The sequence below is a fragment of the Zunongwangia sp. L-65 genome (assembly GCF_056859415.1).
The window spans coordinates 62,498-75,143 of sequence record NZ_JBSXOK010000082.1 but is presented as its reverse complement, the minus strand read 5'-3'; the positions used below and the strand labels follow the sequence as shown (position 1 = coordinate 75,143).

Genomic DNA, 12,646 nt, shown 5'->3' with positions numbered 1-12,646 from the left:
AAAAACCAATAAAATGAAAAATATACTATTACTTCTATTCATCAGTCTGACTCTTATGAGTTGTGAGGTTGAAAGATTTCCCTACGATTCAATTGCCTCAGAAGAATTATTATCCGGAGAGGGAGGGATAGCCGCAGCAACGCTGGGAAATTATGCCATTTTAAAAGGTGATGCCGACGGAAACGGCTTTGCTTCTCAATTTCATCGAATAGCAGAATACCCGGGGGATAACGTTGCCTTGAGTGGTACTACAACAGATGCATTATTTTTTACGTATAATTACAATAATTTAGCAACCAGCGGTCGTGTAAATAATTTTTGGACCTCAGGATATCAGGCTATTGTGGGATGTAATAAAATGATAGCGCTTACTACTGAAGGAGAGTCTGAAGAAACAGATCAGCTCATTGGAGAAAATTATTATTTAAGAGCTTATGCCTATTTTGAACTGGTAAATGTTTTTGGAAGACCTTATAACCAGGGACGGGATAATTTAGGGGTACCTTTAAAATTGAGCTCGCAAATAGATGATCTACCAGATCGAAACACCGTAGGGGAGGTATACGATCAGGTGTTGGCCGATCTGTTAAAGGCTGAATCTTTAATGAGTGTAAATAAATCTAATAGCTATGCCACAAAGGAAGCAGCTCAGGCGCTGTTGTCCAGAGTTTGTATATGGAAGAAAATCAAAAATCTATTGATTACGCCAATAAAGTGATTTCTTCGGGTAGATATAATTTGCTTTCTACAGATCAACTTCCTGATTATACCAGGCTCAATCCAGATGATAATCCCGAAACTATTTTTTGTTTCAAATTCTTAGAAGAATCAGATTATAATCATGGATATTATACAGTGGGGTCACTTTATGCAAATATACTTGGCAGCGGATGGGGAGAAATGTACGCATCAAGTGATTTTCTTAACCTGTTACGAAAAAATCCTTCAGATAAAAGATTAGAATTTATTGATCCGCAATATCTTACTGATGATAATGGAGATCGAATTCCAGCAGTGTATTGGATAAATGAAAATTATCAATATGTATTTAAAAGAACTTTTGAGCAGGGAGGTAAGACTTATTTTTCAGACAATGGAACAGATTATTTAGTTTCTGATGAAGAAAACGGGTCGCAAACACTGTATTTTTATACCACAACATCTGGTAGTAAGCAATATGTAATTAAGGATTACGATATGGTAAAACGTAATGGATATCCTAAATTTTTTATTCTGAAATGTTCATTGCAGGATGACGTACCTCAATTATGGTCTCCGGTAGTATCGCGTTTAGCAGAGATGTACTTAAACCGAGCTGAAGCATATGCGAAATTGAATCAGGTTGGGAATGCACTGGATGATGTAAATGTGATACGTACCCGGGCAGGCATAGCAGCCTATGATGATGTATCTAACTTTCCTGACGGGATGAATATTCTGGATGTGGTTTTACAAGAGCGCAGGATGGAACTTGCTTATGAAGGCCATCGTAAATTTGATGTTTTTCGTAATGGACGAACAATGAACAGACGTTACCCCGGTACACATTTAAATGGAAACAACCCTCGTTTTGAAATTCCGGCCAGCGCTAATCGGGTTATTGAGTATATCCCGGAAGCGCAAATAAATGTTCAACCAAGTTTGATACAAAATGACTGATTTTTATAGGCATAAACAGATTTTTTCATTTAACAGCCTTTATTGTTTAATCCTTAGTTTTCTTGTGTTTAGCTGTAATCAAAGCGATAAGGAAAATAAAGATTATGAAGAAATTGTATATAATTTTACCACCCGTATTCCTGCCGGAGGGAATTCCTGGATAAAAAATAGTCCGGAGAAAACGAAGGCTCTGGTTTTTGATACCGGAATTCATAATTGGACATCTAAAGATGATATTCTCCAAACTTATTTCGCTACCTCGCAAAGTGGAAATTTACAGATAGGCTTATCTGTTAAAGTTCCCGAAGGTCTAACAGATCTTCAGGTTCTTTTAGATGGGAATGTACGGGAATTAAAATTATCCAACGCTACCTATAAAGATATTGGGGTTGCTGAGTTTGAAGAGGTAGCTTCGGGTTATCACACTTTAGAACTAAAGGCAAAGCACAAAACAGGTAATTATGTTGCAGACGTACAGGAAATTTTATTGGGAGGACGTGTTGCTTCCTCTGAGATAACTTTTATAAAAGAGAGCGAAAACTTTTATTTTGGACGTCGTGGTCCTTCGGATCATTTAAATTTTACCATTCCAGAAGACAAGGAGTTACTTTATTTCTATAGTGAAATAGAAGTTCCGCAAGGGCAGGATAAAATAGGTTCTTATTTTATGGCCGATGGTTTTAATTATGGATATTTTGGCATTCAGGTAAACAGCGAAAAAGAGCGTAGGGTAATTTTTTCGGTATGGAGCCCTTATGTAACCGATGATCCTTCACAAATTCCCGAAGATCAGCGTATAATTCTTTTAAAAAAGGGAGAAGCTGTAAATGCCGGGGAGTTTGGAAATGAAGGTTCTGGTGGTCATAGCCATTTGGTATACGACTGGCGTGCAGGAAGTACCTATAAATTCTTGCTTAAAGGAGAACCTTCGGTAAAGGGTTCTTCAGACTATACCGCATATTTTTATGCACCAGAATTAGGAGAATGGCAGCTTATCGCTTCTTTTAGAAGGCCGCAGACCAGTAGTTATTTAAAAGGTTTTTATTCTTTCTTAGAAAACTTCAACCCTAATACAGGTAATCAGGAACGTAAAGGGTTTTATAAAAACCAATGGGTTTATGATACTACTGGGGCCTGGACAGAGATCACCGAAGCCACCTTTACGGTAGATGCTACTGCAAAAGCAGGTAGAAGATTGGATTATGGAGGTGGGAGTGAAGACTATGGCTTCTATCTAAAGAATTGTGGTTTTTTTAATTCTGAAGTTACACCCGGAACTGTTTTTAAAAGAGTCCCAAGTTATAAGGAACCAAGTATTGATTTAAATCAATTTGATGAAATCATAAACAACTAAACATCTATTTTTTTAAAATATTAAGGAATGAAGTCAAGAAGAAATTTTATCAAGAGATCGGCAGTAATAGGGGCAGGGATTAGCCTTGCCCCAACCCTGGTATTTCCTTTTAATCCTAAACCGGCAACAGATCGTTTAAAAATAGCGTTTATAGGTGTTGGGCTAAGAGGAACCAATCATCTTAACAATGCAATTCACCGTAAGGATACTGAGATTACCGCAATTTGTGATATCGATCCTAAACGTATCGATATTGCTCTGGAACTACTTAAAAAAGACGGGCGTAAAAAACCGATGGTTTTTGGTAAAGACGAGAATGATTATCTTAACCTTTTGGATGCTCCCGATGTAGACGCAGTCATAATTGCGACACCCTGGTTATGGCATACCAAAATGGCTGTAGCCGCAATGAAAGCAGGGGTTTATGCCGGACTTGAAGTTTCGGCTTCTCAAACTATAGAAGAATGTTGGGATTTAGTAAATACACACGAGGCTACTGGTACCCATATGATGTTTTTGGAGAATGTAAATTTTAGAAGAGATGTGATGGCAGTACTCCATATGGTTAAGCAAAATGTATTTGGTGAAATGCTTCATTATCGTTGTGGATATCAACACGATTTAAGAGAAGTAAAATTTAATAATGGCGAGCAACCCTATGGCGGTGGTGTTGAATTTGGTGAAAAAGGGCTTTCAGAAGCACGTTGGAGAACAAAACATTCTGTTTTACGAAATGGAGATACCTATCCTACGCATGGGGTTGGCCCCATCGCAGCAATGGCCGATATTAACAGGGGAAACCGCTTTACCAGCATGACCGCAAATGCTACAAAAGCCGTAGGATTGCATAAATATGTGGTGGATCATGGCGGGGAAGATCATCCCAATGCTAAAATCAAATTTAAACAGGGAGATGTGATTACCTCTATGATTGAATGTGCCAATGGGGAGACAATAATAGTTACACACGATACCAATCTACCACGTCCATATTCATTGGGCTTTAGAGTGCAGGGAGCAAACGGACTTTGGGAAAAAGACGGTGACCGTATCTATGTGGAAGGACAATCGGAACCACACCAGTGGGATAATTCTGCCGAATGGCTTAAAAAGTATGATCATCCAATATGGCAAAAGTATGGAGAAGAAGCTACCGGCGCCGGTCACGGAGGGATGGATTATTTTGTGATGAAATCCTTTGTTGAGTCGGCATTAGCAAATGTGGCTCCTCCTATCGATGCTTATGATGCTGCGGCCTGGAGTGCCATAACCCCGCTATCAGAGGCGTCTATAGAGAATAATGGAGAACCTCAGGAATTCCCGGATTTTACGCGTGGTCAATGGGTCGCCAGAGCACCTTACGACTGGATGAAAGATGAATATGGTAAATAATAGAACTTTTCCCAATTGAGATAAATCGGTTGGGAATTTTTTTATCAGATTTCTAAGTTATAGGAATGTCTGGGAAGAATCAGGAGCATTAGGCTGAATTTGATCGGTATGATCGCAATCGTAACAGCACTATATTTTAATGATTACAAATAAATAATTTGCTAAAAATTTATAAATGGTTTATTATAAAAATATTACCTTGATGGAGAGAGCGATTTAAATTCAAGCGAATTTCTATTTTAAGATTTTATATACTATCTTAGTTTTTATTGTTATGTAGTTTTTTGAACTTTTTACTTAATTGTTTCAGCCATTAGGAGTATTTGTTTATTGATCATGTCTGCATTTTTCTTCTTGGTAATTATGGAACCGTGATTAGCATTAATAATAAATTGTTTCCCATTTTTGGAAAGTTCTTTCAATTCTTTTTGCATTTTGAACCATAATTCAATTTGTTTATCTGGGTCTATGCCTTGGTTTCTATATTTTTCCTTTTGAGATTCCTCATATTGTTCAGTTGCAGTAAAAACCAATATCGGTAAAGAATCTAAACTTTTGGTTTGACCAGCTCTCTTAAGAATCATATTATTAATGTTATTTTCTTTGATATACCTATGGAATACTTTCCCGGAATACGCCGTAAGATTATGCGAACGTGTATGGAGTGCCTTTGGTAAACCATCATTATTAGGTTCCGATTTAAATAATGTATTAAAAGCTCCAACAATTCCCATATCTGCAAGTATAGCCATGGTTTTTACAATGATTATTTGACTATCACTAAATAACTCGTTCTGCGCCAATCGCTTCCATTGTTCAGGGTGACTCGAATCCAAGAAAACCATTCCCTTTACTTCATTAGGATACAGGTCTCGGAATATTAGATTATAAGGACCACCCATAGAATGACCTGCTAATATATAAGGTGGTTTTTCGCCACTTTTTTCAAGTAATCGATGCAATTGCTTGGCATAAAATTCTGAAGTAATACTGTCTTTACTTGATTCACTAAACCATTTTCCTTCTCGATCATAACGAATGACTCTCATATTTTTATTTAATCCTTCCGCAATCCAATGCAACATATCGGTATTACTGCCTGCACCTGCTTCAAGAATAAGACTTGGTAAATCATTTTTTTGGCCTTCCGCTCTTATATGCAGTTTAGTTCCATTAATGTCAACTAACTCTCCCGGTGGGACTGGTTTTGAACTAAATAATCGAAAGCATAAACCGCATATTAATAGAAGAAGAATAAAACCGGCCAAAATTTTACCAATCCATTTGAAAATTTTAAGAATGAATCGTAGTGTAGTTTTCATAAATTTTTAAAATTCTAAGTACAAAAATATCTAATGATAAGTAGTCTATATTGCGATTTTTCTGTTACCGTTTAATTGTACAGTAATATTCTCAAAAACCACAAAGAATACAAAATTTTAATGATTTGTAAATTCCTTTTTAATTTTTATGTTTTATAAAGCTCATAAAAATCTGTGTCAAATTTGTTTAATGGGTTCTAATTATAAGTACTAAACACTTTAAGATAATCATTTGGATGCTTGAAGATTTTTTCACTTTCACTTTCAAATGCATTATTCGCTCTTTCGGTCAAGTCTACAAATTTTGTAGATCCAACGAGTTTTATTGGTTCTGATAAATGTTTGTAAAATTATCTGCTAAATGGCCTAAAAAACAGAGTGGTGATTTATAGTCAAAAAAATCAGTCATCAAGGTTCCACCATTGAAATTTGCAAAATGATGTTCGTGTTTATCTTCCGAAAACGCTCCCTCCACCATTTGGTCAGCAAAGTAATTTGGTCGTTCAAATTCGGTTATTTTAGAAGTTAGTTTTTGGTACACTCCAAAATGTTTTGCTCGCCACGTGACGCTTTCCTTCAGTCTGATTAATCAGCTTCGCTTGCCTGCAATTGCAGTTTTATTAGTGTGTTCAGTCTATATTTTATGCATATCAATGCTACGAGAAAGGTCGAAAACTGTTTCCTTATTAGCTTTAATTTCAGTTCTTAATAGAATTCTCGGCATTTAGTTTTAGGGTGGATGCTAATGTTGTTATGAAAAATAACCTATAACCTTTCGGTTATTCATAAAGATCAATGCGCTTTAAGCTTTGATGATTGCCTTTTTTGGTAAGTTTTATTCTTTATTTCTTTCTAACCATTCTAATCTTTTCATGTCGGGCAAATGCTTTATACTAAAATCTTCAAATATAGCTTTGAATCCCTCTCCATCCGGGCTTGCGGCCATCATACCAACCTTAACAGGAACATTATTTTTTAGGTAGCTCAGGTTACTCATCGTATAATTTTTTCCATCGAGGGAATAGAATATTTCAACAGCATCTAATCGCCGGATAACTTTAATCCATACCGAAGCTGGTTGTTCTGACAACTGAATGACACTCCAACTACTTTTAGTATCGGTAACGACGGTGCTGAAGTTATATTGGCCGTCAACATATTCAATTCCCGTCTTTATCCAATGTTCTTCGTCAACTCTTAGCATCATACCCATTTGGTCAAAGCGAGTTGTATACTCTCCTGTTATTTTTAGGTTTGCCTCAAACTCTCCACCTCTTGTTGTGTAATAAAATGGTCCATCATCGACTGTAAAACCATAGTGAGTTTCACGCCAATAGTCCGATTGGGGGGTCACAAACATTTCTAATTTATCCTCTGATACTTGCCACGAAGCTGGTTCATTAAGCCAGTTCATAGTTTTTAAATTTTGAGAAGAAGCAGTTGTTGCTATCATAAGTAGTAAGGGTAAAACAATACTCTTTTTCATTTTATGCTCTTAATAATTGTTAAGGGTAGTTTGTCTCAAAACTACCTGATGATATCTTAAAAATAGTTGAAATTAGGATTCCAAACAAAATTTATATTGATTTCCGTATTCCGGTTGATTTGCTATAGATTAGTCTTTATAAATTATAAGCCAGTGCGATGGGTACAGGTGAAGCGATCCAATAATAAAATTAATATATCAATCTACCTTTTGTGCAACTTTGTCGCCTCTAAGCTTAAAAAGACCAATAGAGAAAAAGTAAAAAGCTTGTACTAATTTCTAAAGATCATATAGGGCTAAATCAGGTTTTCCATACGATGAAAATTATATATCGAATTTAGGATAAAATGTTTGGAAGCTAGCTTAATTCGTTGTTGAACTAAATAAAAGTAGCCGGAAGAGTTCTAAATCAGTATTCACTCCTTTTGGTATTGTGTAATTAATTCATTGTAAGTTTTAAAAATAGTCCCACATTGAAAGTGCCTGTTATGTTGTATCTGAATTTGATTAGCTCTCTTGTAAATCAAATCTTCAGTTGATCTTCCCGAGAAAAGGCAGTAAACTGAATGATCTTTGTGATAAGGCACAGGATGCTGTTTTTCATGTTGTTACAAATATTCAAGATAACCATGCCGATAAAAAGAATGCTCTTCTATAGACGGTTTTTTACCTGAAGCTTTATTTATCATCATAGACTTTTCATTTATTCCCATAATCAAAAGATTAGAGCAATATATCTCTGACTACTCCTAAGCAAAATGATTAGTTTTATAATCTATATGTGCTAAGCAAAGAATAATATGCAATTGGAAAATCACATTTCCATATTGATCTGTCGCCCCTCTTTTTTAGCTTTTTTATCCATTTGTGCGCCAAAGGCCATTCCGATGACCATGCCTATGGGAAGTCCAATTCCTAAAAAGGCCATATTATCTAAAGCAAAACCGAAAACAACCCCTAAAGGAAGTCCAAAAGCCGACATACCCAGTACTAGCCAGATCTTTCTATAGTAATTTTTAGGAACTAATTTTTGCTCTTTTTCAAGAACCTGAATCATTTTAAACTGACTTTTCCTAATTTGAGAATTGAGTTTCTTAAGCGATGCGGCGTTAATTTTGTCAATTTCAATATTTAATTTTTCAATTACTATCTCGGTAAGATCCTGCTGCTTTAGTACCTCAAGAAATCCCATAAATTGAGAAAAACTCCTATAAGCCTTTTTATTTTGCCCAATATCAGCCCTGGGATGTATGCTTTTTAATTCCATTAGAGAGAAATAGTAATATTCTGGAAAAATAAATCAATTATTTGATATACTTAAATTTTCGGTAATTTTCTTTCACTAACGCGGTAGTAGTTCCAGCATCAAACTCAAGATGGTTTAGGCTAATACTAAAAGGGGTTTTGCAAATACGGTCATTCAGTTTTAAAATGATCTTTTTCCAGATCCTGGTATTTTCCAGATATTTCTCCGGTCGTTTTACATAAATCAATAAAGACTTACTAGAAAGTACGGTTTTGGATTCAATAGCGGTAATATCATCCCACATTATCAATCCAACACTGCTTGCATTGGTGTGATCCACAATTCCTTTACGATTTATAGTAAGTGCGGTTTGTTTTTTATTCCGCAGCGAAAATAAATAGCCGGTAATTCCACCGAAAAATAGCAAGCTAAAAATAGTCGCAGCGCGAACAAATGTGGGAACTAAAGAATTTGCCGCTTTTGCATAAAGATCGGCATTGATAAAAATAAGAATCGAAGTAATAACAAAAAACAATCCTATGATAATTAGGTTATTTTGTTTTTTTATATCCGGTGATATGGAAATGGATTCTATAGGTATCATAAAAACTAATTTTATACTATAAATTTAATCTAATTTTTAAGCAACTGCAATTTTTGTTGCATCTTGGCTTTAATGGCATTTTGTAACTCCTGTAACTGGTTTTTTAGCATATGTTCGATTGTTGAAACCTGTAGATAAACGCGTTGAACATGCGATTTGGATTTCGAAATTTTTTCCTGAACGATAAAATCGAAAATAAGTCCGTCAAAAATATAATCACCAAAGCTGTCGAAATCACCAATATCAATACTTTCATTAAGTTGCGTGGGTAGGACAACATCCCGTAATTCGCGGGAAAGATTATCAAGATAAAATTGCGCTTTAGAAATACCTAATCTCGCCTCATCGATCTTCCCATGTTTTATAGAGGTCACGAGTAAACCGCCACCAATCATATCAAAAGTTCCCCAGCTTTCCGCCGATTGTAGTTGATTAAAGGTTTCATTTAAATAATGCAGTGCAGGCTCGGCTTCTTGCAAGACTTCTTCAATTTCCTGGATGTGTAAGGCTGCAGCGTTAATATCATCGATTACACCTTGTAAGTTTTTGGAACTCTCATCTTCCAATGAAAGCAGAAATTCTTCTTTTTCCCGGAGTAAGAGCTGGTATTTTTCTTCGGAATTTTTTAGCAGGTTAATTTCAATGCGAAGTTGTTCAACAGTCCTTTTAATCAATTTAATTTCTTCGATCGCTTCTTCGTACTGTAGTTTTGCTTTTAGGTATTCCTGCCGTTCTTTTTCCTGTTTCTTGTCTTTATTCCCTAAAATGCTATAAAAAAGAGCAGTAAGGTTGAGCTTATCGAGTTGTTCTACATCGTGATATTCTTTTTCCAATACTTGCTTTAATTGGACACTACGCTCTTCTTTACTTTTTAATCGTGAATTAGCTTCCTGAGATTGGGACCGTAATTTATATAATTTCGAGATTAATAATTGTTGTTTTTGAAATTCTTCCTCTTTTGGAAATGGCATAGATTAAAATTTTAGAAAAAAGAGCTTCTTTTTAATGATAAGTGGCAATTTAAGCGAAAATGTTACAAGAAAAGTTAGTATTTAAAAGGCCTGACTGTGCGTTGAAAAGCGATCAATAAACGATTAATGCCTTCTACTTTTTGAAGATTGAAGACTTCGAAATTCGGGTTGTTTTCAAAAAAGTCAGTAACTTTTTTTGTTCTATCCGCGGCATCGCTACGAAAACCTAAATTAAATAAGAGGCTATTTTGGCAAATGTTGCTGAGCTGTAAACAAAATTTTTCAGAAAGAAAAATAGTAGGTATTTCTGTATCAATAAATAAATCTATAATGATAAGATCGTACTGTTGCTTACTATGTTCAACGAAATGGAAAGCATCTTCCTGATGGATTTTTAAATTTTTTATAGCTGAAAGATCAAATTCGGTTTTGGCTATATCAATGATCTTTTGATCGATTTCTACCGCTTGTATGCTGCCGTAGAAATTAAATTTTTCCTGAAGTGATTTTACAACGCTCCCGCCACCAAGACCTAAAATTAAAACAGAATCGATTTGCGAAAAATCAATACGCTTCAGTCCGTTTTCCAGTACATGTTGAAGCGTGCCGTACGAATAGTTTGCGTTTTTGGTATCTAATACTTTTTTGCCGTCTATCCATGTAATTTCCAGTTTTCCACTGAAATCCGAATCTACTTTTTTGGTGATGGGCCACAGGTAGCTTAAGATTTTTTTGGGTTTAGCGGATAATCCAAATGCCATGCTCTTTGCTTTGCTTTTAAATAAGTTCAATTTTTTATTTAGTATATCAGAGTTCAGCCCCGGCCTAGTTGATTCCAAATTATTTTTCTTTTTAACACCACCGTGTTCAATTAGTTTGGCAAGACCAATGGCCACTAATACTGCGATACATGCGGTAGTTCCCAAAGCACCGCCAAAACCCTTAAAGAATTCACCTGTATTTAAATAAATAAGGCTAAAAATCAATCCTGAAATCGCCACATAGATCCATTTGGAAATAATGTTGATAGATACCATTCCTACAAAAGAAGATCCAATAAATACTAACGGAATTTGCCTGCTAAGATATGCCGGAAGCACATGTGGAAAGCAATAAAAAAACAATCCCACCAGTAACGAGGGCAGGGCAGAGGCCCTAACTGCTCCTTTAGCTTTATGGTTATTAATAAACCAGGTGAGTAAGGCGCCCATAATCCCGGTAAAAATTAGAATACTTGTTTCCATTACAATAAAAGATATACGATCAGTGAAGATAAGGCCACACCGCCAAAGGCGATAGTCCCTAACTTTCCACCAAAACCGTTAAATACATTTTTTGCAGTAATGAATAATGCGCCCGTTAAAAATGCACTAAAAATTATAAAAGTATAACCAGAAGATACCGCAGGCGCCGTCATCCCCACAAAAGCACCGCAATAAGCAGGAACGGGTACTCTTTTCATCCATGCCGCTTTTTTAAATATAGCAGGTAAGTAGGAAGCCAGTGTACCGGTAAAGCCAGCGGCGATTACAGCACCAAATTTAAGATCTACGCTTATAAAATAGGTAAGTAAAGCACCCAGGCTCACATAAATAATATCTTGAAGATCATCTAAAAAATGAGCTTCTTCCTGTGTGTTTTTATGATAGTACGCATAGGTGATTAACGCGGTAGATATCATGATCCCTGCTATGAGCCATACATTGTTTATTTTTTCAAATAATATGGATAATAGAAAAGCCAGATGACATCCAATAAACAAAAAGAAGGCAATTACTCTAAAAATCCTGATCAAAACTAAGTTTTTGGCAAAGATAAGATCTCCGTATTAATGGCATAAAACCAGGTACATTTAATAGGGCTTAAGCCGCAAATTTATTATTAAACTTTTTGGCTTCCTGAAGCAGGTAGATACTATAAATTAAACTCCCAATGATAACAAGTTTAAAAATAATGCCACGCATTGCCAGATCTGGATCATATAGAAAATTGGCGGCATATAATCCTAGAATAGCGCATAGCGGAAAAATAGTAAAGAACATAGGACTTCTTTTTAGTAATAATGCGCACATAATAAAGCCTAAAGCAAGAATCACATTTATGGAAATCGCAAAAATATCGATTTCCATATCTGGAGAAATAAAAGGAGCGGTGATAAACAAAAAATTATAAGCAGCAATAAGAAATAAGATTTTCCGACTACGGGTTATAGCATTTTCGGCATCATGCACGATACTTTTTTTATTGATAAATAGTCCAATATGTTTAGATTTTTCCTGCTCGCTGCCTGTAAAAGGGAACATGCAATTTTTACAATTTGAAAGATTTGCTTCCTGAGGCTTTTTACAGGCAGGACATTGTATAGATGACATAGTTTGATAATTGATTGTCTTTTATGATCTAAACTAAAGAAGAAAATGCCGACAGCTCTTGTTTATCGCCCTACTCGATAAACGTCCCCGTCAGCATTCCTATTGCAAATTTAGTAGTGTGGCTTGATAATTCTATACGGTTTTCCGTAAAAATTACAGTCGTAAGTGTTAATTTTTATCTTTTAATTTTTAGTTTTTTATGAGTTATTCTATAAAATTAATGCCTATGCGTAAGCAAAG

At 35.5% G+C, this 12,646-nt stretch carries 13 protein-coding genes; 4 read left to right on the top strand and 9 right to left on the bottom strand.

The features are described 5' to 3' along the window. Window positions 1-13 precede the first annotated feature (13 nt). From AC13DP_RS20670 to AC13DP_RS20655, 4 genes are all read left to right on the top strand, one after another. A complete protein-coding gene (locus AC13DP_RS20670) occupies window positions 14-718 on the top strand; it encodes a RagB/SusD family nutrient uptake outer membrane protein (RefSeq protein ID WP_347406156.1) in 705 nt (234 codons plus the stop codon). Continuing rightward, complete coding sequence (locus AC13DP_RS20665) at window positions 676-1,659, top strand: RagB/SusD family nutrient uptake outer membrane protein (RefSeq protein ID WP_347406155.1); 984 nt, start codon at window positions 676-678, stop codon at window positions 1,657-1,659. The genes AC13DP_RS20670 and AC13DP_RS20665 overlap by 43 nt, the downstream gene beginning before the upstream one ends. A 64-nt stretch (window positions 1,660-1,723) precedes the next feature. Next, window positions 1,724-3,013: a DUF3472 domain-containing protein gene (locus tag AC13DP_RS20660; protein WP_347406154.1), complete on the top strand. Its 1,290-nt coding sequence runs from the start codon at window positions 1,724-1,726 to the stop codon at window positions 3,011-3,013. A gap of 27 nt (window positions 3,014-3,040) precedes the next feature. Further along, window positions 3,041-4,405, top strand: a complete 1,365-nt coding sequence (locus tag AC13DP_RS20655) for a Gfo/Idh/MocA family protein (RefSeq protein ID WP_483068390.1) — start codon at window positions 3,041-3,043, stop codon at window positions 4,403-4,405. A gap of 293 nt (window positions 4,406-4,698) precedes the next feature. Here AC13DP_RS20655 and AC13DP_RS20650 read toward each other — a convergent pair whose 3' ends face one another. The 9 genes from AC13DP_RS20650 to AC13DP_RS20610 form a co-directional block, all read right to left on the bottom strand. Further along, a complete protein-coding gene (locus AC13DP_RS20650) occupies window positions 4,699-5,727 on the bottom strand; it encodes an alpha/beta fold hydrolase (RefSeq protein WP_347406152.1) in 1,029 nt (342 codons plus the stop codon). Window positions 5,728-6,049: 322 nt separating this feature from the next. Beyond that, window positions 6,050-6,268, bottom strand: coding sequence for an SRPBCC family protein (locus AC13DP_RS20645; protein WP_013072310.1), 219 nt, complete (start codon window positions 6,266-6,268; stop codon window positions 6,050-6,052). Between the two features lie 294 nt (window positions 6,269-6,562). Beyond that, window positions 6,563-7,213, bottom strand: a complete 651-nt coding sequence (locus AC13DP_RS20640) for a DUF1349 domain-containing protein (protein ID WP_347406151.1) — start codon at window positions 7,211-7,213, stop codon at window positions 6,563-6,565. 814 nt (window positions 7,214-8,027) lie between these two features. After that, window positions 8,028-8,480, bottom strand: coding sequence for a hypothetical protein (locus AC13DP_RS20635; protein ID WP_347406150.1), 453 nt, complete (start codon window positions 8,478-8,480; stop codon window positions 8,028-8,030). A gap of 37 nt (window positions 8,481-8,517) precedes the next feature. Continuing rightward, the gene (locus AC13DP_RS20630; protein WP_228251179.1) at window positions 8,518-9,063 is read right to left on the bottom strand and encodes an STM3941 family protein; all 546 of its coding nucleotides are present in this window, start codon (window positions 9,061-9,063) and stop codon (window positions 8,518-8,520) included. Between the two features lie 29 nt (window positions 9,064-9,092). Next, window positions 9,093-10,034, bottom strand: coding sequence for a hypothetical protein (locus AC13DP_RS20625; RefSeq protein WP_347406149.1), 942 nt, complete (start codon window positions 10,032-10,034; stop codon window positions 9,093-9,095). Window positions 10,035-10,108: 74 nt separating this feature from the next. Further along, window positions 10,109-11,278, bottom strand: a complete 1,170-nt coding sequence (locus AC13DP_RS20620) for a spermidine synthase (RefSeq protein WP_347406148.1) — start codon at window positions 11,276-11,278, stop codon at window positions 10,109-10,111. Beyond that, on the bottom strand, window positions 11,278-11,829 hold the full coding sequence (locus tag AC13DP_RS20615; RefSeq protein ID WP_347406147.1) for a hypothetical protein: 552 nt from the start codon (window positions 11,827-11,829) through the stop codon (window positions 11,278-11,280). Before AC13DP_RS20615 ends, AC13DP_RS20620 begins: the two co-directional genes overlap by 1 nt. A gap of 67 nt (window positions 11,830-11,896) precedes the next feature. After that, window positions 11,897-12,406 carry a hypothetical protein gene (locus AC13DP_RS20610; protein WP_347406146.1) on the bottom strand — a complete coding sequence of 170 codons (510 nt, stop codon included), beginning with the start codon at window positions 12,404-12,406 and terminating at the stop codon, window positions 11,897-11,899. Between the last annotated feature and the right edge of the window lie 240 nt (window positions 12,407-12,646).